This is a genomic window from Microbulbifer hydrolyticus, from assembly GCF_009931115.1.
GTDB classification, from domain to species: domain Bacteria; phylum Pseudomonadota; class Gammaproteobacteria; order Pseudomonadales; family Cellvibrionaceae; genus Microbulbifer; species Microbulbifer hydrolyticus.
This window is the reverse complement of record NZ_CP047491.1, coordinates 2,539,007-2,560,241: the sequence shown is the minus strand read 5'-3', so window position 1 is coordinate 2,560,241 and position 21,235 is coordinate 2,539,007. Positions and strand designations below refer to the sequence as shown.

The 21,235-nt window shown below is 57.8% G+C and carries 18 protein-coding genes; 7 read left to right on the top strand and 11 right to left on the bottom strand.

Annotation, left to right across the window (positions count from 1 at the left end):
• Window positions 1–150 precede the first annotated feature (150 nt).
• Both GTQ55_RS10855 and GTQ55_RS10850 read left to right on the top strand, forming a co-directional pair.
• Complete coding sequence (locus GTQ55_RS10855) at window positions 151–873, top strand: acyltransferase (protein ID WP_161858745.1); 723 nt, start codon at window positions 151–153, stop codon at window positions 871–873.
• A gap of 55 nt (window positions 874–928) precedes the next feature.
• A complete protein-coding gene (locus GTQ55_RS10850; RefSeq protein WP_161858744.1) occupies window positions 929–1,438 on the top strand; it encodes a shikimate kinase in 510 nt (169 codons plus the stop codon).
• A gap of 211 nt (window positions 1,439–1,649) precedes the next feature.
• Here the strand turns inward: GTQ55_RS10850 and GTQ55_RS10845 are convergent, their stop codons facing one another.
• Window positions 1,650–2,120, bottom strand: a complete 471-nt coding sequence (locus GTQ55_RS10845; RefSeq protein ID WP_010131435.1) for an Lrp/AsnC family transcriptional regulator — start codon at window positions 2,118–2,120, stop codon at window positions 1,650–1,652.
• A 273-nt stretch (window positions 2,121–2,393) separates the two neighbouring features.
• On the opposite strand from GTQ55_RS10845, the gene GTQ55_RS10840 reads away from it, so the two are divergent.
• Window positions 2,394–5,945, top strand: a complete 3,552-nt coding sequence (locus tag GTQ55_RS10840) for an indolepyruvate ferredoxin oxidoreductase family protein (RefSeq protein ID WP_161858743.1) — start codon at window positions 2,394–2,396, stop codon at window positions 5,943–5,945.
• Window positions 5,946–6,026: 81 nt separating this feature from the next.
• On the opposite strand, the gene GTQ55_RS10835 is transcribed toward GTQ55_RS10840, so the two are convergent.
• Together GTQ55_RS10835 and GTQ55_RS10830 are read right to left on the bottom strand one after the other, a co-directional pair.
• Window positions 6,027–7,268 carry an OprO/OprP family phosphate-selective porin gene (locus tag GTQ55_RS10835; RefSeq protein WP_161858742.1) on the bottom strand — a complete coding sequence of 414 codons (1,242 nt, stop codon included), beginning with the start codon at window positions 7,266–7,268 and terminating at the stop codon, window positions 6,027–6,029.
• Window positions 7,269–7,753: 485 nt separating this feature from the next.
• The gene (locus tag GTQ55_RS10830) at window positions 7,754–8,692 is read right to left on the bottom strand and encodes a TraB/GumN family protein (protein ID WP_161858741.1); all 939 of its coding nucleotides are present in this window, start codon (window positions 8,690–8,692) and stop codon (window positions 7,754–7,756) included.
• A gap of 14 nt (window positions 8,693–8,706) precedes the next feature.
• Here GTQ55_RS10830 and GTQ55_RS10825 point away from each other — a divergent pair, with 14 nt between their 5' ends.
• Both GTQ55_RS10825 and GTQ55_RS10820 read left to right on the top strand, forming a co-directional pair.
• Window positions 8,707–8,892 (top strand): hypothetical protein, encoded by a 186-nt coding sequence (locus tag GTQ55_RS10825; RefSeq protein WP_161858740.1) that lies wholly within the window; start codon window positions 8,707–8,709, stop codon window positions 8,890–8,892.
• A gap of 29 nt (window positions 8,893–8,921) precedes the next feature.
• The gene (locus GTQ55_RS10820; protein ID WP_161858739.1) at window positions 8,922–10,124 is read left to right on the top strand and encodes a glycosyltransferase; all 1,203 of its coding nucleotides are present in this window, start codon (window positions 8,922–8,924) and stop codon (window positions 10,122–10,124) included.
• A gap of 254 nt (window positions 10,125–10,378) precedes the next feature.
• Here the strand turns inward: GTQ55_RS10820 and GTQ55_RS10815 are convergent, their stop codons facing one another.
• The 3 genes from GTQ55_RS10815 to GTQ55_RS10805 form a co-directional block, all read right to left on the bottom strand.
• Window positions 10,379–10,852, bottom strand: a complete 474-nt coding sequence (locus GTQ55_RS10815; RefSeq protein ID WP_237567651.1) for an acyloxyacyl hydrolase — start codon at window positions 10,850–10,852, stop codon at window positions 10,379–10,381.
• A 245-nt stretch (window positions 10,853–11,097) separates the two neighbouring features.
• Complete coding sequence (locus GTQ55_RS10810) at window positions 11,098–12,249, bottom strand: sigma-70 family RNA polymerase sigma factor (RefSeq protein ID WP_161858737.1); 1,152 nt, start codon at window positions 12,247–12,249, stop codon at window positions 11,098–11,100.
• Window positions 12,250–12,563: 314 nt separating this feature from the next.
• Complete coding sequence (locus GTQ55_RS10805; protein WP_161858736.1) at window positions 12,564–13,019, bottom strand: hypothetical protein; 456 nt, start codon at window positions 13,017–13,019, stop codon at window positions 12,564–12,566.
• 166 nt (window positions 13,020–13,185) lie between these two features.
• On the opposite strand from GTQ55_RS10805, the gene GTQ55_RS10800 reads away from it, so the two are divergent.
• Window positions 13,186–13,515, top strand: coding sequence for a hypothetical protein (locus GTQ55_RS10800; protein ID WP_161858735.1), 330 nt, complete (start codon window positions 13,186–13,188; stop codon window positions 13,513–13,515).
• A 105-nt stretch (window positions 13,516–13,620) separates the two neighbouring features.
• On the opposite strand, the gene murQ is transcribed toward GTQ55_RS10800, so the two are convergent.
• The 5 genes from murQ to GTQ55_RS10775 all read right to left on the bottom strand — a co-directional run bounded on the left by murQ (window position 13,621) and on the right by GTQ55_RS10775 (window position 18,349).
• Entirely contained in the window at window positions 13,621–14,559 is a 939-nt protein-coding gene (gene murQ, locus GTQ55_RS10795; protein ID WP_161858734.1) for an N-acetylmuramic acid 6-phosphate etherase, read from the bottom strand.
• Window positions 14,560–14,773: 214 nt separating this feature from the next.
• Window positions 14,774–15,529 (bottom strand): YciK family oxidoreductase, encoded by a 756-nt coding sequence (locus GTQ55_RS10790; protein ID WP_161858733.1) that lies wholly within the window; start codon window positions 15,527–15,529, stop codon window positions 14,774–14,776.
• Between the two features lie 46 nt (window positions 15,530–15,575).
• A complete protein-coding gene (locus GTQ55_RS10785) occupies window positions 15,576–16,244 on the bottom strand; it encodes an HAD family hydrolase (RefSeq protein ID WP_161858732.1) in 669 nt (222 codons plus the stop codon).
• Between the two features lie 18 nt (window positions 16,245–16,262).
• Complete coding sequence (ubiG, locus tag GTQ55_RS10780; protein WP_161858731.1) at window positions 16,263–16,967, bottom strand: bifunctional 2-polyprenyl-6-hydroxyphenol methylase/3-demethylubiquinol 3-O-methyltransferase UbiG; 705 nt, start codon at window positions 16,965–16,967, stop codon at window positions 16,263–16,265.
• Window positions 16,967–18,349 (bottom strand): TRZ/ATZ family hydrolase, encoded by a 1,383-nt coding sequence (locus tag GTQ55_RS10775; RefSeq protein WP_161858730.1) that lies wholly within the window; start codon window positions 18,347–18,349, stop codon window positions 16,967–16,969. The genes ubiG and GTQ55_RS10775 overlap by 1 nt, the downstream gene beginning before the upstream one ends.
• Window positions 18,350–18,595: 246 nt before the next feature.
• Here GTQ55_RS10775 and gyrA point away from each other — a divergent pair, with 246 nt between their 5' ends.
• Window positions 18,596–21,178: a DNA gyrase subunit A gene (gene gyrA, locus GTQ55_RS10770; protein WP_161858729.1), complete on the top strand. Its 2,583-nt coding sequence runs from the start codon at window positions 18,596–18,598 to the stop codon at window positions 21,176–21,178.
• Window positions 21,179–21,235 lie beyond the last annotated feature (57 nt).

Sequence of the window (21,235 nt, the reverse complement as noted above, 5' to 3'; positions counted from 1 at the left end):
CTGTGTATTTTTCTGTTCGGTGGAAGAAAGAGTTGAGCCTGACAGTACCGGCGAGTACGGCAGTTTGCAATGCACTCGCGGCGCAGATTCAGTGACAAAGAATGACTGCTCGTAAAACAGATAAAAAACTGAGGATGGCTTCTACACACCATGCGCAAGGATCATAGACCATACTGGCTAAAGCGCCTGCAGCTCAGGTTCCGTCACTGGCGTTGTCGCCACTTTCTGCTGCCACAGTTCGATGCCATCGGCTGCGAGCCGGAAATCATGCACCCCGCCTCAGTCAAGGTCTTCGGCAGTAACATCCGCCTCGGCAATTTCCCGCACTTGATCTCTACACCGGATAACTGTATTCGGCTGACTGCCATGGGCCACCGCGGTGGCGAAGCGGAGATCAGCATCGGCGATTATGTACTCATCTCTCCGGGCGTGCGGATTTCTGCGGGTCAGTCCATCACCCTGGGCGATGCATGTATGCTGGCCGCGAACGTCTATATCTCCGATTCAGACTGGCACGGCCTGTACAACCGCACACGGCCGTTTCGCTGCACATCACCCATTTCCATCGGCAACAATGTCTGGATCGGTGACAGCGCCATCGTGTGCAAGGGCGTGTCCATTGGTGACAATGCGGTGGTAGGCGCGGGTAGTGTGGTGACCCGTGATATCCCGGCCAATACAGTCGTTGCAGGCAATCCCGCCCGGGAAATCAAGCAGATCAACCCGCGCCGGAGAATGATCACAAGAGAGGCGTTGTTTGCGGACAGTTTCCGGCAGGCGCACAATCTGGATGAATTGGATAAAATGCTGCTGACGGGCAATAGCCTGTTGGGTTGGCTGCGGTCAGTGGTATTGCCGCGGAGAGGAGACTGACCGGGGGTGACTCTGCTGCAGATCTCACAAAGCTTTTTTAGGAAGTCGGATAAAAATGCATAAACAGGGCAGTGTTGTACTGATCGGGATGCCGGGTGCCGGCAAGAGTACGCTTGGGGTATTGCTGGCGAAGGAGCTGGCAAAAGATTTTGTGGATACCGATGTATTGATCCAATTGCGGGAAGACAAAACCCTGCAGGAGATCATGAACGAGACCGACTACCTGAATCTACGCCGTATTGAGGGTGAGGTGATTGCCGAGGCAAACCTGCCCAACCATGTGATCGCTACGGGCGGCAGTGTGGTGTACAGCGAGGAGGGAATGCACAACCTGTTGAGGTTCGGCCCTGCAGTTTTCCTGAACTGCTCTGCCGATGAACTGCGGCGCAGAATTCACAATTATGAAAGCCGCGGAATAGCCAAGGCGCCGGGGCAGAGCTTCGAGGAGTTATTCGAGGAGCGTCAGGCGTTGTACCGGCGTTATGCGGATATCGTGGTGGATTGTGACGGTCAGGATCTTGAGCAGGTTCTGGGGCAGGTCGTGAGCAAGCTGGACGCTCGCTAAAGGCTACTGAGTCCGGATACCGCAGTATGGCGTGTTTCGCGGATACTGCAGTATCGCTACCGGGGCGTTCGCAAAACACGCCGTGAACCCGTCGATGGGCGGTTTTACACCGCGGCTACCGGCAGCCGTTCACTGGCGGCGCCCTCAGCGGCATGGCCCCGGCGCTGGACCGCCAGCATGCGCGGTCAGAGCAGCGATCGGCAGGTTTGCTTTAAAGCGGCAGTTGCGTTGTGTACTTAACCTGCTTCAACGCAAAGGTGGAGTTCACCGAAGCGACATTCGGCAGGTGAACCAGTGAGCGCTTCAGAAGCTGCTCGTAGTGCTCCACGCTGTCGACGACCACGCGCAGAACGTAATCTTTGTCTCCACTGGTGGAGTAGCATTCCACCACTTCCTGCACATCCTGGACCGCGGACTCAAAGTTGTTCAGGGAGTCCTCGTCATGGTTGTGGATGGTGACATAGCAGTATACTGTGACCCCAAGGTCAAGTTTGCGTGGATCCAGGAGGGTGACGCGACCACGGATGATACCCTCGGCCTCAAGGCGCTTGATGCGACGCCAGCACGGAGTGTGAGACAAGCCCACTTTGTCTCCCAGCTCAGCCATGGAATAATCGGCGTTTTCCTGCAGCGCCCGCAGAATCTTGCGGTCGAAATCATCCAGGTCTGTTGAGCGCTTCATATAAACTCCTATCCTACAATTTCTGTATTGGCCGAGATGGCTGTCATAATTTTACGTGCAAACTTGTAAATAAAGCAATGTTTCATTGTGCTTTAAGCACTAGTATGACTTGACCACGCCGTCGCTATTTTAGGCAGCCTCACAATAACTCGTTTAAATCAGCGCCCAAACCTGCGACGAGCGTCCCAAATGACAATAACTCTAATCAGACTAACTGGCGGAAGTCCGTTTCCCTAACGGACCACCAAATACCAGCGGGAAAGAAGTAGGCGTATGAGTGAGCAAAAAGTGAATACTGGTTCTCAGGCAGTCACTACCAAAAAGGTCTCCCTGGACGATCGATACACCATCCAGGAGGGGCGCGTACTCCTCTCTGGCATCCAGGCACTGGTGCGCCTGCCCATTGACCAGATGCGCATCGACCGTGCCCGCGGCCTCAATAGCGCCACCTTTATTTCCGGATACCGAGGGTCGCCTCTCGGTGGTTACGATCAGCAACTGGCGCGCGCGTCCAAGCTCCTTGACGAATACAACATCCGCTTCGTGCCCGGTGTGAACGAAGAGCTGGCCGCTACCTCGGTGTGGGGCTCCCAGCAGGTGGGCCTGTTTGACGGCGCTGAAGTAGATGGGGTCTGTGGCATCTGGTACGGCAAGACCCCCGGGGTAGACCGCTCCTGTGACGCCTTCCGCCATGCCAACGCCGCCGGCTCCTCGCCCAAGGGGGGGGCATTGATCATCTCCGGTGACGACCACGGTTGTAAGTCTTCTTCCTACCCCGGCCAGTCCGAGTTCGCCTTTGTCGACATGCATATCCCGGTACTGAACCCGGCCACTGTCCAGGAAGTGCTGGATTACGGCCTTTATGGTCTGGAGCTGTCGCGCTTCAGTGGCTGCTGGGTTGCCATGATCACCCTCGCGGAAAATATGGATAGCGCATCCACGGTGGAGGTGAATCCTGCCGGTGTGTCTTTCCAGTACCCGGAAATCGAGCGTCCGCCCGGTGGCCTCAATATTCGCAAGCAGGACAATCCTCTTGAGCAGGAAGAGCGCCTGTGGCGGTACAAGCGCCCCGCGGCACTGGCCTTCGCTCGCGCCAACCAGCTCAACAAGCTGGTACTGGATAACCCCAAGGCGACCCTTGGTATCGTCACCGCTGGCAAGGCGCACCTCGACCTGATGCAGGCATTTGAGGATATGGGTATCGATGAGGAGCGCGCCCGCGCGCTGGGTATCCGAATTCTGAAAGTGGGTATGACTTACCCGCTGGACGTACCGGGTATTCAGGAGTTTGCACGCGGTCTGGATTCGCTACTGGTGCTCGAGGAAAAGCGCAGTCTGATGGAAGTACAGCTGAAAGAAGAGCTGTACAACGTGCACTTGCGGGATCCGAATTTCCCGCGGATTCTGGGCAAGGTCGACGAGCACGACAAACCACTGCTGCCGATGTATGGCGAACTGTCACCGGCGGTGGTGGCCCAGGTATTGGGCTATCTGCTGGGAGAGGAAAACCTCCCCGAGCGTGCCAAACACCGCCTGATGCGGCTGGATGCTCTCGCCGAGCGAATCTCGGCCCAGGCTGGTTCCAGCGTGGCGCGCCTGCCCATGTTCTGCGCAGGCTGCCCCCACAATCGTTCCACCCGAGTACCCGAAGGCAGCCGCGCGCTCGCGGGTATTGGCTGCCACTACATGGCCCAGTGGCTGGACCGGGATACCTATACCTTTACCCAGATGGGCGCCGAGGGCGTCAACTGGATTGGCCAGGCGGCCTTTACCAGTGAACCCCACGTATTCGTGAACCTTGGGGATGGAACCTACTTCCACTCCGGCATCCTCGCGATTCGTGCCGCCGTGGCGGCGAAGGTGAATATCACTTACAAAATCCTGTTTAACGACGCTGTCGCCATGACCGGCGGCCAGCCCCATGACGGTGAATTGCACCCGGACATGATCTGCCGCCAGGTGCTGGCAGAAGGGGTGAACAAGGTTGTGCTGGTGATGGATGACACCGACAAGTACAAGGGCGCGCTGAGCTTCCCCGGTGAAGTGGAAATCCGTCACCGGGACCATATGCCCGCAGTGATGAAAGAACTGCGCGAGGCGCCCGGTTGTACGGTGATCGTTTACGACCAGACCTGTGCTACCGAGCTGCGTCGCAAACGCAAACGCGGCCTGCTGCCGAAGGCGGAAGGGCGGCCGTTTATCAATGAACTGGTGTGCGAGGGCTGTGGCGACTGCGTTACCCAGTCCAGCTGTATTGCCGTTGAAAAGGTGGATACCGCGCTCGGCGACAAACGCCGCATCAACCAGACCACATGCAACCAGGACATGTCCTGCGTAAACGGCTTCTGCCCGTCGTTCGTGACCGTGAAGGGCGGCAAACTGAACAAACGCGCCGGTGTCGGTGATGCGCTGTGTCAGGAAGCTGACAAACTGCCCGCTCCGCAACTTGCGGACCTGAAGGAACCGTTCAATTTGCTGGTAACCGGCGTTGGCGGCACCGGCGTGGTGACCATTGGCGCATTGCTGGCAATGGCCGCCCACATTGAAGACAAGGCCTGCAGCACCCTGGATCAGACTGGCCTGGCCCAGAAGGGCGGCGCGGTATATTCCCATGTGCGTTTTGCCGATAGCCCGGAGTCGCTGAAGGCGGTGCGAATTTCAGATGGCCGCGCCGACGCATTGATGGCCTGCGACCTGATCGCCGCTGGCAACCTCTCGGCAAGCCTGGCGAAACTCGATGAAACCCACAGCCGTGCGGTGGTAAATACCCACCTCAGCCCGACGGCTGCATCGGTACTGGGGCGTGAAGATATCCACTCGCCGCAGGCGGTACTGGATACGATCAAGGACGCGGTGCTCGAGCTGGACATTGTTGAAGGACATACGCTGACCAAGGCGGCGCTTGGCGATACCCTGGCCGCAAATATCTTCATGCTGGGATACGCATGGCAAAAAGGACTGATCCCGTTGGGTCTGGACGCTATTCGCGAAGCCATTCAACTGAATGGTGTCGCGGTAGAGGGCAACCTTCAGGGGCTCGCCGCGGGACGACTCGCTGCAGCAGACCGTTCGGCCCTGGATCGCCTGCTGTCCCGTGACGAGGAAAAAGTGCTGCCGCAGGGGCTCGAGCAGGTCGTTGCGCATCGGGTAGAGCACCTTACCGGCTACCAGAATGCGGCACTGGCGCGCCGCTACCTTGCACTGGTAGACAAGGTAAAGGGAGCAGAAATACTCAAGGTGCCCGGCAGTGAGGCGCTGGCCGAAGTGGTTGCGCGCAATTATGCCAAGTTGCTCGCCTACAAGGATGAATACGAAGTAGCAAGACTGTATAGCGATGGTCGTTTTATCGAATCACTGCGTGAAAACTTCGCCGGGGATTTCGAACTGGAATTCAACTTGGCGCCGCCGCTCCTGAGCCCGTTCGACAAGAATCTCGGCCGGCCGCGCAAACTCAAGTTCGGCGGCTGGATGCACAAGGCCTTTGGTGTGCTGGCCAAATTCAAATTCCTGCGGGGCACCGCGCTGGATGTCTTTGGTTATACCGCCGAGCGTAAAATGGAGCGGGCGTTGATCGGTGAGTATGAACAGTTGGTTGATGAGGTGATTGGCAAGCTCAATGCAGAGAACCATGCAGCTGCAATTGAGCTGCTCAGTTACCCGGACGTGATTCGCGGTTATGGCCTGATTAAGGACAAAAACGTGGAATTGGCCCAGGAAGCCCGCGCTGTTTCCCTGCAGCGTTTTTACAATCCCGAAGCGAGCCCCGAGACTACGTCTGCCCCCGTGGAGGTGTTTGATCCGGCCAAGGCGCAACAGGTGGGGTAACCAAGCTTCCCTTGACGTAAACAAAAAATGGCGAGCCAGTGGCTCGCCATTTTTGTTGCTTCTTTCGGTGTTACCGGTGTGTTACCAGTTGATCTGCGCGCGCAGGCCGAACTGATTGGTGCCATCGCCGGTAAAGTCGTCGTCACCGAAAATATAGTTCGCCATAAAGCGCACATTGCGGTTGGCGTAGAAGTTCAGGCCAATGATGGCGCTGCTCGCCTGCAAGTTGCGGATATCGCGGTTTTCCATGGTGTCATAGCGCGCGGTCAGTTCCCAGGCGCCACCCCAGAGGCCGGTGCCAGCGGGTTTCGCTGAGCTGAAGGCGCCGCGTTTTGTGCTGTAAGGCTTGTGCTCGCCGGTGATCATCCAGCTGCCCTGAATGTACCAGGTGTGTACATCCTGGTCGGCAATGTAACAGCCGAATTGTGGGTCGCAGGCAAACGGAGCAGGGGCCCCGTACCAGTCTTCAAACTCCAGTTCGGATACATAGTAGTCCGCGTCGAACCCGCCCACTGCGTACTCTGACTGGATATACAGAGGGCCGTAGCTGCCCGCCAGTTCCAGTGCCGCGGTAGTAGCGTGTCCGCCCAGATCGCCGGGAGTGACTGCCATCAGCTGGCTAGGACCGCGGCGGCCGGCGTAATCGGCTTCTGCGGTCAGGTCACTTGAGTTCCGGTTGGCGTTCTCAAAGCTGACGGAAGTACCCAGGTGGAAAGTGGCCGTATCCGTATTGATGGGGTGCCATGCGAGGCGGCCGGCTGCGCCGACACCTTCGTTGCGCGGGGTACCGGCATCGCGCAGGTTGAACGCCATCATGCCCAGGGTGAAGCAGTCCAGCACACCGGTCCAGCCGATACCCTGCTGGAACTGGTTGCCGTCATACAGACCGGTGGAGCTCGAGAAGGGCCTTTCCAGTATGGTGAGCTCGTTGGAGCTGGTCATTTCCGCCATGGAGCGGAACGGCTTGAACTGGCCGATGCGCACTTCTCCGTTCAGAAACTTGTGCGAAAGAAACACGTCGCGATATCCGCTCAAGGTATCGCCGCCGGTGAAATCCTGCTCGAGCACGTAGCCCCAGTCGTAGATGTTCCCCTTCAGGGTGATACGGGCGCGACGAAATTCCGTGGTACTTACCGGGTCCTCGATATCGGTATCGAACAGGTAGGTATCAAAGTGGATACGCCCGCCCAGAGAGGCAGAAAAGTTGCCGTCATCGGACGTGATCTTCAGGCCACCTTTGGTTTCCGCCTGATCCGCTGCCGCCGTGCCTGAGAGCAAGCTGGTCAGCGTGATGGCCATCAGGCTCTTGGGAAAGGGTTGCATGTTGATTCCTGTCTGGTTTGGTTGTGTTGATGGCGCGGGATTGTAGCAGCATCACAATTCTGTCAGAAATTGGAAACGTTTTTGAAATAGGAAAACCCCATAAAATTAAATATTACAAATTGTAATAAAGCTGTAATAAATGTGCTGTATGGGCAGGCGATGGTTTCGGTCAGGTGATCCAGGGGGGAGTGCTGCTCATCACTGGTCACTCGCGGGTACCGAATGTCACCTTTGACACGCATCGCACAATAGAGGTCGGAAGGAAGTGTAGATTCAAGATTGTACTACTGGCCGCACACGCTTGGATACTGTGGTTATCTCTGGCGTCATATTGCAAGGACGCTTACTACGTGTCGCCCGATTGTGCGGAATAAGGGTGTTTGGCTGCTGTGTCGATGGCAGCTTGCAGTATTACTTCCTTTATCGGTCATTCTCTTACTGGTGTTGGCCGGTAAGAGGATGACTTGTGCGTATTTTGACCCGGGTCAAATCTGTTGAATGGAATACCCGGATTTTTCCAGCAACTCGGTTATGGATTGCGCCCCGACGAGATGGCCGGCACCAACCACCACAAACAGTTTGTTGTGCTTGTCGCTGAGTTCGCGGATCTTTTGCGCCATTTCCCGATTGCGCTGGAAGAAAAGCAACTCATACAGCGCTTCAAACTCCGGGTGTTCGTCCAGACCTTCCTGAATCACCAGTTGGTGGATTGCTTCCCGGTCACCGGATTTCCAGGCCTTTTTCATACGCGGCACGAATGTGTCCATTTCAGAGATCTGGTCCAGAGTCTGCTGTAAATAGAGTTCCGGCTTGTCGAGGCTATTCAGCATTCGCAGTTGCTGTATCACACTTTCCAGCTGTAGCGTGGTCTTCCCTTCCTTATGGGCCAGGTTGAGAAAGTGCCGATCAATCCCGGCTTTGGGATCGAGGCCGCGCGCCTGCATTTCGATCAGGCTCAGGGTAATCATGGCAATGGCGGGGCGCATGCGGTTGAAGTTGGCCTCGGGAATCTGGCGCTTACGCAGCCATTCCTGCAGCTGGGCGTAGATCTTGGGAGGGATGTTGTCCCTCAGTTGCTGTCCCGGAGGGTAAAGAGACTCGAGCATGACCTTTTGCTGCAGTGCCGGGTCGGACTCCATCGCTATCACATCCGCTTCCACTACCAGTGCATCACTATCGCGGTAGGCCTTTTCAATCGCATCACGCAGCGGATAGAAGCTCTGATCCGCAAGATGAATGGAGCCGAGTAGATACACCGTGCGGTCGCCTTTCTGTGCTTCCAGCAGCAAGCCCCGGTCATTGGCGCCCAGCGCCGGGTTGGCAGCGATGAGGAAAATGAATACGCAACAGGTGATTGCGCGGTAAAGCGCGCGGGGAGTGATGAAGCGCGAGAGGCTGTTTGCCCTCTGGTTTCCGGTCATCATACAGATTCCTCTCAATGTGCCGCTGGCGTCGTGATTTTGAAATCGAAGTGGCAAAAATTCTACAGGATTCCGCGGTAATTGTGATTTACATCGCCATTGCAGAAATTGTGCATCTTGGCGCAGAAATCAGCTGTACAATCGTGGTTCCTTCGCAATGGATGTTGTCACAGAAAATGCGGCGCTGGGCGGGGGCAAAGTAACAGGACTGTGGATTGAGGCGTAGAGAGCTATGCGAATTGTTCAACTGGTGCCGTCCCTCGAGGCGGGGGAGCTCGCGCAGGAGACGCTGGAGTTTGCCCAGGAACTCGCCCGACAAGGGCAGGACTCCGTTGTGATTTCCTCCGGTGGTACGTTAGTTTCGCGCCTTACCCTGCACAACTGCCGGCATTTTGAATTACCGCTCAATCAGACCAAGTGGGTAAATGCCAGACTTCATCGCAAGCTTCGTCGTCTACTGGATACATTACAGGCGGATATCCTGCTGTGCCGCGGCCCTCTGTGTGCCTGGCACGCCACTCGGGTACTGAGAAAAATGGAACCGCGGCAGCGCCCGCGGCTGGTCACCAGTATTCATCAGTGGCCTTCAGTTGGCCTGTTTCGTGGGCGCCGTATCAATCCCGCCCTGGCGCAGGGTGAGCTGGTGCTTTCCGCTTCTAATGCACTGGCGGAGCAGCTCTCACGGAGGTACGCCGGAAAATTCGTGGCTGCACGAGCAAGTGTCGAATCTTCGGGAAATGAACCCACAGAAAAGTTGCGTACGCTGTATCGCGGGGTGAATACCCGAGAGCTGGATAAAAATGCACCAGTCTCCGGACATTGGCACCATCGACTGCTCAATGACTTTCCCCAGCTGGAGGAGCGCAACTGGCTTCTGTTGCCGGGCCCGGTAGGGGCGGGAAGGGGGCAGGAGCGTTTTCTCGACGTGCTTGCCGCACTCAAACAAGAGCGGTCAGATATTTTCGGCCTGGTGGTGGGCAATGTAGTCCCTGGGCATGAAAAGTTCGCCCGGGCCCTGGAACAGAGGGCCGAATCCATGGGGCTCGCGGAGTATGTGCTGTTTCTGGGGGAGCGTCGCGACATGCGCGAGCTGTATGCCAGCGCGCGCATTACATTCGATCTCGCCGATGATCGCAGCAAGTTGCCGCCATCCAGCGGGCGAATCGTGGCTGAATCCCTGGCAATGGGGTGTCCTGCTATTGCAACCGGTGGTACCGGGGTAGAGCTGTTGAAACAGTGTTTCCCCCAGGGTGTTGTTGAGATGCGGGAGGGGGCATCAGGTGCTGGCGCCGGCAGCGCAGAGAGCATTGCCGCTGTTGCCAGCGGGATCCTGGCGCAACCCCGGCCGGTAGAATTTTCAGGATTCAGTCTTTCGGAAACAACATTGCAGGCGGTGGACTGGTTTCGCGAGCTTCAGGAAGTCAGCTGCGTATAAATCTGCCAGGTGGCTTTGGCTCTGGCTTTGGCTTTGGTGTCCGGGGTGCACTCTTACGCGGCGCGCGCAAACAGTGAAGCAAAATCCCCGTGCAGTGCCAGGTTGGATAAGGTCTCATTGATTTTCCCGGCGATGTATACCGGGCCCAGGTCGCCCAGAAGGAATGGCGGGGGTAGTTATTCCACTGCGTTTTCGGTCCGATTGGCAACCGCCGGCGTGTGAACGTTTTGTTGCGGTTCGGCTGATTCAGGATTTCAGAACGCGGTGTGCCAGTTCAACGAGGCAAAATCGAACCCCGGATTTGGCGTATTGGTGTAGCCATTGGAAAAATGGCTGTACCGCAGTGACACCGTGTTGCCACTTTGCAGGGTATAGCCTGCGGCGAAGTGCAGTGAAAAATTCAGGTTGGTAGACAGGTCGATGGCCCCAAAACTGCGCTCGTCCAGGTAGGCCGCGCCCACGCCCACTTCGCCAAATAAACCCTGGGCCTGCCGACGTGGATACCAGCGCAGCACGGGCTTCAGCTCCCAGATGTGTTGTTTCTGGTCCTGTCCCCGATAGTCGCGCCACATATAGCTGTAGCTGACTTGTGCCCACCACTGAAAATGGTGATTGCTCGGATAATCGTAGAACAGGTAGGACCAGTTGGCGCCGACCATATTGGAGCCTGCGATGGACTTCTGTTGAATAAGCGCGTCTCCAAGGCCTTTGCCTCCACTTAAAATCAATTCGTTTGTGCCTTCTTGCAGCCACCCCTCGGCAAATGAAGTGTGGGAAACAGCCGCGCCGACGAGGAGAAGCAGGCAGGGTAAACGATGGCCCAGAGAAGGGCGAACTCGGGGTAAAGGCATAATGCGATCGCCAGTTATTGCTGTTAGACGCTGATCTTTGCAAGGTTAGCCGGAATTGGGGCGATGGCAAGCAAGACACACCAGGGAACTGGTGTGCCTTGTAGGGCAAGAACAGGTAGTGGCTAGCGCCACTGCCGTTTCAGTTGTCGCAGTGCGTCGGAGTGCAATTGCCTTGCACGCTCCTGGCTCAGCCCCAGCTGTTCGCCGATTACCCGGAACGAGCAATCCCGGTCGGAAATCAGACCGTAGCGCAGGCTCAGTACGGTGCGCTGGCGTGGTGGCAGTTTGGCAACGGCATCCCTGAGCCGCTGTGCCAGTTCCTGGTTAGACACCAGCTCATCGGTATTGAACAACTCGTTTGCAGGGGCGTAATCCAGCCGGGTGCTGCTCTGGTCGTCAGAGATCGGGTCGTCCAGTGAGCCGGTTGGGCCTGGCAGTTTTAGCAGGCTCTGCACCCGCTCCAGGTCCAGCCCGGTCTGCTTGGCGACATTTTGATCCGACGCCGGTAATCCCTCCGAGCGCACCTGGTTGATGGCGCGGTAGATACTTCTCAGGTCGTCCTGCACATTGGCAGGCTGACGAACGAGATCGTCATTGCGCCTCAATGTCAGCTGGATTTCCTGTTGAATCCACCAGTAAGCGTACGTGGAAAAACGGTAACCCATCTGCGGCTTGAATCGCTCGATGGCCTTCATCAGGCCCACATTGCCCTCCTGAATCAGATCGATAAACGGCACCGACGGATTGCGGAACCGCTTGGCGATGGCGATCACCAGGCGCAGGTTGCACTGAATCAGTTTCTTGCGCTGTGCCTTGAAACGCTTCATCAGGTTTTGCAGGGAGCTGCGGTCCCGCTGGGAAATCTTTCCGGTTTCCAGCAGCTCGGTGGCCTTTGCGATGATCAGGCCGTGGTCGTAGGCGCCAGTACTGCCGCGCTGTTCCACGCCCTCACTGCGCAGGTCCACCAGGGTAATGCCACGCTTCTGCAGCAGGGCGATGATCTTGTCCTCCAGTTCGCGCAGCAGGCAGGTGGTGGTGTGCTCCTCTTGTGGGGTCAACAGGTCGAGCCGGTACAGGTGTTTCAGATAATTCTGCATCGGTGTACTGACGTTTTCCGCCAGCGACTCACTGGATGCGGTCTCCTCTTCAGGTGTATCCGTGCGAGCCTGTATGGGTTGTTCCGGGTCTTCCTGTGAGAAAGTATCCCCGGTCACATTGTTGCTATTTTCCTTCAGCCATTGGTCATCCCTTGAGTCGATATTTACTCGGGACAAAGTCTGAACCTTATGCTTGTGGCAGTGCGGTGTCTTCATTTCGACCGCCTGCCTGCCGTAGAACCACCGGCGTCGTCCTTTCGCAGGATCGAGGCATGGCGTACAAAGTGCCATGCAGACAAACTGACTATAGATGATGGTTGAATAGTGCGCCGGAAAAAGGCCGACCAGAAGGTTTTTGATGGGGATGGGGAGCAGGAAAAAGGCCGCACGGCGCGCCGGCCAACAGGATGGAAATGAAAAGTGCGCCCGCTATGCGAAGCAGCTATAACCACGCCGAGGCGGACGTGGCATGGAATTCGTTGTATTGCCGACTACTTGACCCGTTTTACGCGCAGGGTGCGGCCGCCGGTTGTTTTACGCATCAGGAAAGAGCCGAGCGCGCCGCGCTCCACCGTTACCTGCTCGCCACCCCGCCAGATTGCACGGCTACTGCTATCGACCTGGCGCCATATCTGGCCGTTGTCCAGCGTAAATGTGAATTTGCCGTAGGCCCCTTCTTTCGCATCAATAATGGTGGCCGTTATCGAGTCCGGCGCTTCTTCGATCACCTGCTTTTGTTCCTGGCCGAACTGCTGCTCGGCGTGCTGTTGCAGGCCTCCCGATAGCTTGTCGTAACACGCGAGGCGTTTTTCATCGTCGCTGAACTGACTGCATTGCTGCAGACGCTTCTGAAGGGTTTCGGCAGTGGCGGGGAGGGCCAGAATAGCGAACAGGATGACGGGGATGGGGAGGGTTGCACTGAAGCGATGGGTGGCGCTTTTTCTCATAATGTCAGTTCCGATCGTTGAGTCGTCAGGATTTTGCCCCGCAAACGGGCGCCGCACAATCCAAATTGAGCTACCTATCACATTTCCCACTCCCGCAGCGTGGAAGAATGGGTGTGCTTGAGTCTACGAAAATAACCAAATAACAACACATTATCAGGGGTTAGAAATGAAGAAACTTGTAATTCCCGCCATTGCCATCGCTGCCGTCGGCGGCTACCTGTACTACGCCAATATGGATAGCGCAGCTCCAGAAGCGGTTACCGGCGAAGAGTCCATTGTCGAAGAGGTAGAAACCGCGGTTGCTGAAGTAGAGGCCGAAGTTGAGGCTGCAGGCGCTGAAATGAAAGATTCCGCAGAGACGATGATGGCTTCCGCAGAGGGTGACGTATTTGCCGATGTTCCAGAAGCCATGGGCGACGCAGCGGATGAAGCAGCCGAGTCCGTTGAAGAAGCCGCCGAAGAGGTGAGCGAAGAGATAGACCACGCCGAGGAGTGACTCGCTATCGGGGTGGCAAAGTGACGAGTTGATCGCGCTTCAAAAAATACAGCACCAAAAAAAATACCCGGGCTTGCCCGGGTATTTTTTTTGGTGATGGTTGGGTCAATTGGCGGGGCGTTTGTCTTGTCCCAGGTTTCGCAGCGCAAGCCGCAGAAAGCCATCGGCTTGTTCCAGTGCAGTCTCGGCGGAGGCGCGCTCTAATCCACTCAGGATCATCATAATCGCGAGCTTGGCGTTGTGGTCGCACTGCTCCAGTACCCGGTCGGCTGTCTCGTAATCGACACCCGTGGCCTCCACAACGATCCGCCGCGTGCGGTCTACCAGCTTCTGATTGGTCGCTTTAACGTCCACCATCAGGTTGTAAAAGCTTTTGCCGGTTCGGATCATGCTGGCGGTGGTAATCATGTTGAGTACCAGTTTTTGCGCGGTACCGGCCTTCATGCGTGTGGAGCCGGTCAATACCTCTGGGCCAACCTCGGGCAGTATCGCGATATCCGCCTCGCGGGCGATTGCCGCGGATTTATTACAGGCAAGTGCCACGGTAGTGCAACCGAGGCTCCTGGCGTAGCGCAGGCCGCCGGTGACGTAAGGGGTTCTTCCGCTGGCCGCGATGCCGATAACGACATCCCTGCTCTGCAGCTCGATCCCTTGCAGGTCTTTTTCGCCCAGCTCCGGATCATCTTCCGCACCTTCCTGCGCTCGGTGTACGGCCGACTCTCCACCGGCAATCAGGGGAATCACCATGCCCTCCGGCACCCCGTAGGTCGGGGGGCATTCCACGGCATCCAGCAGACCGATACGCCCGCTGGTGCCGGCGCCCATGTAAATCAGGCGTCCGCCGGATTTGAATGCAGTGACAACGGCATCCACGGCTTGCGCAATCTCAGGCAATACTTGCCGTACCACGTCAGGTACACCGCGGTCTGCATCGTTTATCTTTTCCAGAATGCCGAGAGTGGGGAGCAGGTCGATATCCTGCGTATCCGGATTGCGGGATTCGCTGGCCAGGGATTCAAGCTCATTGGTAAGTGACGTTTTCATATCCCCCTCGCCGTTTCGGCGCGATGATTTTCCAGGCTGAGACTGATTGGTACGCAGCCGGGCCTCAGAAAGTTTAATCGCGGGGTTTCTGTACCACCACTCAAGTCCCAGGATGTTGGCGCGGGGGAATGGAGAGCTCTTGGCCAGGCAGCAGGGTTGAGCAGGGGTTGCATACAAGCACTCTGCTGCTGGCAAAGGTTCCTGACTGACTGGTTCAGTCTTGTGCGTTGAACTGTTTTCCGTTGACGCCGATGCTGTCGTCGCCCATCAGGTACAGGTAGGTGGGCATGATGTCTTCCGGTGTCGTCACCGATCTGGGGTCTTCTGCCGGGTAGGCGGCCGCGCGCATGTTGGTGCGGGTGGCGCCGGGGTTGATACTGTTGACCCGGATATTCGAGACGCCCTCGACTTCGTCTGCCAACACCTGCATCAGACCCTCTGTGGCAAATTTGGACACCGAATAGGCGCCCCAGTAGGCACGGCCTTTCAGGCCGACACCGGAGCCGGTAAAGATGACCGAACTGGCCTTGGACTGTTCCAACAGCGGCATCATCGCTTTGGTCAACCCGAAGGCCGCGTTCACATTTACCTGCATCACCTGTTGCCAGGTCGCATAGTGGTAGTTGGCAATGGGGGTGCGCTGGCCGAGTACGCCGGCATTGTGCAGCAGACCGTCGAGGCGACCGAATTCCTGATCCACGCCCTGGGCCAGAAATTCCAGCTCTTCCCATTTCACACCGCTGAGGTCTACGGGCAGGATGGCCGGTTTGGCGCAGCCAGCGGATTCAATTTCATCGTAAACCGCTTCCAGTTTTGGCACGGTGCGTCCCAGCAAAATGACCGTGGCACCGTGGGCGGCGTAGGTTTTCGCTGCCACTCGGCCAATACCATCGCCGGCGCCGGTGACGAGAATGATTTTGTCTTTTAGCAGGTCCGCGGGTGCGGCGTAATCGGTGATGGTTTCAGACATCAATTATCGAGCTCATTTGTGGGGTTCGTGATGGTCGCGGATGATCTCAGGGCTGCTTCAGGTAATGCTGCTGGATCAGTGGCCAGATTTCACTGGCGTCGTGAATCAGGTGATCAGCCTTCCAGTTTTCCGGATCGTCGTCGCTGTCGATGTAGCCATAGCTGCAGGCGATGGTGGGCATGCCGGCGGCGCGTCCGGCCATGATGTCACGCTCGTGGTCGCCCACGTAAACCGCTTCCGTGGGCTTGCAGCCGATGCGGCTGCAGGCCAGCAGGATCGGCTCGGGGTCCGGCTTGCGGTTGGTGACATCGTCCGGGCAGATGATCGCGCTCGGCGTGGGCAAGTGCGCGAATGCCTGTAGCAGCGGAATGGTATATGCCGAGGGCTTGTTGGTAACCACGCCCCAGACAATGCCATTTTCTGTCAGCTGATTAAGAAGTGTTTCGATCCCGGGGAAAGGCACGGTGTGCTTGGCCAAGTGCATCAGATACAGGTCGAGCAGGCGCTGGCGCAGGTCGCTGAACCCGGTTTCGCCTTCATCGACCCCGAATCCCAGGCGCACCATGGCGCGGGCACCATTGGAAACCACTTCGCGGATGGTTGTGTCCGCCAGTGGCGGCAGATGTTCTTGCTCGCGCAGCTGGTTGAGCACCACCACAAAGTCGGGGGCGGTGTCGAACAGGGTGCCGTCGAGGTCGAAGAGTACAGCTTTCATCAATAGATACTTCTGGATTTATTCTGCTGGGCGGATGGTGTGCATCAGGTAGTTGACGTCTACATCCCTCGGGTTGAGTTTGTACTGCTTGCTGAGGGGATTGTAGGTCATACCGGTGATATCGCGGCTTTGCAGGCCGGCTTCGCGCACCCAGCGGCCCAGCTCCGACGGGCGGATAAATTTGGCGTATTCGTGTGTACCTTTCGGCAGCAGGCGCAATACGTATTCGGCACCGACGACGGCGAACAGCCAGCCCTTGGGGGTGCGGTTGATGGTCGAGAAAAAGACGTGCCCGCCGGGCTTGACCAGTTTGGCGCAGGCGCGGATGACCGACGCGGGATCGGGCACGTGCTCGAGCATTTCCAGGCAGGTAACGATGTCGTAGCTGCAGGGTGTTTTTTCGGCGAGCTCTTCGACGGGGATGCGCTGGTAGTCGATGTCGACACCGGTCTCCATGGCGTGCAGCCTGGCGACGTTGAGGGGGGCTTCACCCATATCGATGCCCGTGGCCTTGGCGCCGCGCTGGGCCATGGCTTCCGTGAGGATGCCGCCGCCACAGCCGACGTCGAGGAGTTTTTTACCGGCGACGGGCGCGCGCTGATCGATGTAGTTGGCGCGCAGGGGGTTGATCTCGTGCAGGGGCTTGAATTCTCCCTGCTGGTCCCACCAGCGGCTGGCCAGCTGTTCAAATTTGGCGATTTCTGCGGGGTCTACGTTGGTCATCAGTTCTCGACGGTCCAGTTAGTGCGACCGGCGATTCTATCACGCCAGCTCCCGGCACGTTGCTTCAGTTCTTTTTCGTTCAGTGTTGTCAGCTCACGGTCCTTCAGCAGCTGCCTGCCGGCCACCCACACGTTGCGCACATGGTGGCCGTTGGTGGTGTACATCAGCTGCGAGAGCGGGTCGTGCATGGGTTGCTGCTCCAGTGCGCTCAAATCCACCGCACACAGGTCAGCGGCCTTTCCGATCTCAATACTGCCGGTGACTTCGTCGATGCCCAGCGCGCGGGCACCATTGATGGTAGCCATTGCTAGGGCCTGATGGGCGGGGAGGGCGTCGGCCTGCCCGGAGGTGGCCTTGGCGAGCAGTGCGGCGGTGTTGGTCTCAAGGAACATGTCGAGGCCATTGTTGCTGGCGGCGCCGTCAGTGCCGATAGCTACGTTGATGCCGGCATCAAGTAGTTTTGCGACCGGGCTGAAGCCGGAGGCAAGTTTGAGGTTGGAACGGGGGCAGTGGGCAACGTGGGCGCCGGTGGTCTGCAGCAGGGTGATGTCGCTGTCGTCGGCCGCCGTCATATGCACACAAAGCATCTGCGGTGAGAGCAGCCCGAGCCTGTGCAGGCGCTGGATGGGGCGCTCGCCAGTTTCCTCAAGTGCCTTCTCCACTTCCCCGGCGGTTTCGTGCAGGTGCATTTGCACCGGTATCTGCAGTTCTTCGGCGTAGATTGCGATTTTCTTTACGGTTTCGTCGCCCACGGTATAGGGGGCGTGGGGTGCGAAAGCGAAGCTGATGCGGGGGTGGGAACGGTAGTCGTCCCTGAGAGCGAGTCCTTTTTCGATGGCCTCAAAGCCGCTTCGCGACCAGGGGTTGGGGAAGTCGACGATCGGGAAGGCGATCTGCGCACGCATGCCGGCATCGCGGGCCGCGGCTGCGGTGGCTTCGGGAAAAAAGTACTGGTCTGAGAAAGTGGTGGTACCGCTCCTGAGCATTTCGGCCATGGCGAGGCGGGTGCCGTCGGTGACGAACCCGGGGCTGAGCCACTGCTTCTCCGCCGGCCATATATATTTTTCCAGCCAGGTCATCAATGGATGGTCGTCGGCAAAGCCGCGCAGCAGGCTCATGGCGGAGTGATTGTGGGTATTGATGAGGCCGGGAATCAGGAGCTGGTTGTCCAGCTGGTGTTCCTGCCGCGCTGCGAATCGATTACGCGCTTCCGAGCTGGGGAGAATGGCGGTGATGGTGCCGTCGTCGATGGCCAGTGAGCAGTTTTCGTACACACGTTTTTCCGGGATCACTGGAATTATCCAGCGCGCGTGGATCAGTGTGTCGATTGACTGTTTTTTGTTCGGTTTGCTGTGGGTGTCGCTGCGGTAAGTGCTGGCCATTGTGTGTTTTTTGTTCCGATGGAAAGCCGCTGACTTTAACGGTGCGCGTCGGCGTGAACAAGTCTCTACAAGTCGTCCTACGCGGCGCCAATTGTGGTAGAATCGCCCGCTTGATCGGGGCTGTGACCAGTGAGCCCCGCCTGTTTCCCGGCCTTTGGCTGTGCCGCCCGATGGAGGGTGTACCGCCGGGGCTTTTGAGGGGGCCAGCCCTGCTGGCGGCGTTAACGATAAGGAATGCCTGAAAATATGGGCGAATTAGCCAAAGAAATTTCTCCGATCAATATCGAAGAAGAGCTGAAGCAATCCTACCTCGACTATGCGATGAGCGTGATTGTCGGCCGTGCGTTGCCCGATGTGCGCGACGGTCTGAAGCCGGTGCACCGCCGTGTGCTCTTCGCCATGAACGAACTGAAAAACGACTGGAACAAGCCCTACAAGAAGTCCGCCCGTGTGGTGGGTGACGTAATCGGTAAGTACCACCCGCACGGTGACAGTGCGGTGTACGACACCATCGTGCGTATGGCTCAACCGTTCTCCCTGCGTTACATGCTGGTAGATGGCCAGGGCAACTTCGGTTCCATCGACGGCGATAGCGCGGCGGCAATGCGTTATACCGAGATCCGCATGGACAAGCTCGCACACGAGTTGCTGTCGGATCTGGACAAGGAAACCGTCAACTTCGTCGACAACTACGACGGTTCCGAGCAGATGCCGGAAGTGCTGCCGTCGCGTGTGCCGAACCTGCTGGTAAACGGTTCCTCCGGTATTGCGGTGGGTATGGCCACCAATATCCCGCCCCACAACATGAGTGAAGTGGTGCGCGGCTGCCTGGCGCTGATCGACAACAGCGAACTGTCCGTCGATGACCTGATGGAATATATCCCGGGCCCTGATTTCCCCACCGGTGCCACTATCAATGGTCGTGCCGGTATCCTGATGGCGTATCGCACTGGTCGTGGCCGTATCTATATCCGCGCCAAGGCGGAAGTCCTGCGGGATGAAAAAACGAGCCGCGAGACCATCGTCATCCACGAAATTCCCTACCAGCTGAACAAGGCGCGCCTGATCGAGCGCATCGCCGAGCTGGTAAAAGACAAGAAAATCGAAGGTATTTCCGAGCTGCGCGACGAGTCCGATAAAGACGGGCTGCGTGTGGTTATCGAGCTCAAGCGCGGCGAGCTGGGCGATGTGGTTCTGAACAACCTCTATTCCCAGACCCAGCTGGAAAGCGTGTTCGGTATCAACATGGTGGCGCTGGTGGATGGCCAGCCCAAACTGCTGAACCTGAAGCAGTTGCTCGAATACTTTATCCGTCACCGTCAGGAAGTAGTGACCCGCCGTACCGTGTACCTGCTGCGCAAAGCGCGCGAGCGCGGGCACATCCTGGAAGGCCTGGCGATCGCCATCTCCAATATCGATCCGGTAATCGAGCTGATCAAATCTTCCGCCACCCCGGCAGAAGCGCGGGAAGCGTTGCTGGCGAAAGGCTGGCCGGTGGGTGAGGTCCAGCAGTTCCTGGAGCGTGCCGGTGCCGATGCCTGCCGCCCTGACGATTTGCCCAAAGAGTTCGGTCTGCGCGACGACGGCTACTATCTCTCGCCGGCCCAGGCGCAGGCGATCCTCGAGCTGCGCCTGCACCGCCTGACCGGTATGGAGCATGACAAGCTACTGGCGGAATACAGCGAACGCCTGGAGCAGATTGCCGAATACCTGGAGATTCTGGGTAGCCCGGAGCGCCTGATGCAGGTGATCCGCGAAGAGCTGGAAGTGCTGGAAAAAGAGTACGGCGATGAGCGTCGCACCGACATCGTGGCTTCCCGTCAGGATCTCTCGGTTGAAGACCTGATTACCCCGGAAGACAAGGTGGTGACTATCTCTCATGGCGGTTACGCCAAGAGCCAGCCGCTGGCGGATTACCAGGCGCAACGCCGTGGTGGTATGGGTAAGTCGGCCACCCAGGTGAAAGACGAGGACTTCGTCGAACACCTGCTGATTGCCAATTCTCACGACACCATCCTGTGTTTCTCCAATCACGGCAAGGTGTACTGGCTGAAGGTTTACGAAGTGCCTACCGCCGGGCGCGCGTCGCGCGGTCGTCCGATGGTGAATATGTTGCCGCTGGAAGAGGGCGAGCGTATCAGCAGCCTGATGCCGGTGTCCGAGTACGATGAAGACCACTTTATATTCTTTGCTACCGCCAACGGTACGGTAAAGAAAACTCCGCTCACCGCCTTCTCTCGTCCGCGCAGCGTAGGTCTGCGTGCAATCGAGCTTGAGGAAGGGGACCGACTGGTTGCCACGGCGATCACCGACGGCAGCCGCGATGTGTTGCTGCTGACCAGTGCCGGTAAGGCGGCCCGTTTTGCGGAAGAAAATGTACGCTCCATGGGGCGTGTATCCCGCGGTGTGCGCGGTATCCGTATGGCGGATGGCGTCCACGTAATCGCCATGGTCATCCCGGAAGAGGGTGGCTCGGTGATGATGGCTACCGAGAATGGTTACGGCAAGCGCACGGACACCTCAGATTTCCCCACCAAAGGCCGCGGCACCCAGGGCGTGATTGCGATTGCCGAAAGCGAGCGTAATGGTGCACTGGTAGGCGCCTGTCAGGTGCATCCGGGTGAGGAGATTATGCTGATTTCCGACCAGGGAACCCTGGTGCGGACGCGGGTGGATGAGGTTTCCGTGCTGGGGCGCAATACCCAGGGTGTTCGTGTGATCCGGTTGAAGGAGAACGAAAACCTGGTGGGGCTGGCGCGGATCCAGGAAGCCGAAGACCCCGAGGGTGAAGGCGCTGACGCGGCCGAAGATGGCGCCGTCGAGGAGTAATGTCTGAACCCGGTTGACCCCCAAAAAGGCTGCGAAATCTCGCGGCCTTTTTTGGCT

Bases quoted from the DNA above. Each gene is read 5' to 3' on its own strand.
- GTQ55_RS10855 (WP_161858745.1), top strand. From the start codon at position 151: ATGCGCAAGGATCATAGACCATACTGGCTAAAGCGCCTGCAGCTCAGG.
- GTQ55_RS10850 (WP_161858744.1), top strand. From the start codon at position 929: ATGCATAAACAGGGCAGTGTTGTACTGATCGGGATGCCGGGTGCCGGC.
- GTQ55_RS10845 (WP_010131435.1), bottom strand. From the start codon at position 2,120: ATGAAGCGCTCAACAGACCTGGATGATTTCGACCGCAAGATTCTGCGG.
- GTQ55_RS10840 (WP_161858743.1), top strand. From the start codon at position 2,394: ATGAGTGAGCAAAAAGTGAATACTGGTTCTCAGGCAGTCACTACCAAA.
- GTQ55_RS10835 (WP_161858742.1), bottom strand. From the start codon at position 7,268: ATGCAACCCTTTCCCAAGAGCCTGATGGCCATCACGCTGACCAGCTTG.
- GTQ55_RS10830 (WP_161858741.1), bottom strand. From the start codon at position 8,692: ATGATGACCGGAAACCAGAGGGCAAACAGCCTCTCGCGCTTCATCACT.
- GTQ55_RS10825 (WP_161858740.1), top strand. From the start codon at position 8,707: ATGTGCCGCTGGCGTCGTGATTTTGAAATCGAAGTGGCAAAAATTCTA.
- GTQ55_RS10820 (WP_161858739.1), top strand. From the start codon at position 8,922: ATGCGAATTGTTCAACTGGTGCCGTCCCTCGAGGCGGGGGAGCTCGCG.
- GTQ55_RS10805 (WP_161858736.1), bottom strand. From the start codon at position 13,019: ATGAGAAAAAGCGCCACCCATCGCTTCAGTGCAACCCTCCCCATCCCC.
- GTQ55_RS10800 (WP_161858735.1), top strand. From the start codon at position 13,186: ATGAAGAAACTTGTAATTCCCGCCATTGCCATCGCTGCCGTCGGCGGC.
- murQ (WP_161858734.1), bottom strand. From the start codon at position 14,559: ATGAAAACGTCACTTACCAATGAGCTTGAATCCCTGGCCAGCGAATCC.
- GTQ55_RS10790 (WP_161858733.1), bottom strand. From the start codon at position 15,529: ATGTCTGAAACCATCACCGATTACGCCGCACCCGCGGACCTGCTAAAA.
- GTQ55_RS10785 (WP_161858732.1), bottom strand. From the start codon at position 16,244: ATGAAAGCTGTACTCTTCGACCTCGACGGCACCCTGTTCGACACCGCC.
- ubiG (WP_161858731.1), bottom strand. From the start codon at position 16,967: ATGACCAACGTAGACCCCGCAGAAATCGCCAAATTTGAACAGCTGGCC.
- GTQ55_RS10775 (WP_161858730.1), bottom strand. From the start codon at position 18,349: ATGGCCAGCACTTACCGCAGCGACACCCACAGCAAACCGAACAAAAAA.
- gyrA (WP_161858729.1), top strand. From the start codon at position 18,596: ATGGGCGAATTAGCCAAAGAAATTTCTCCGATCAATATCGAAGAAGAG.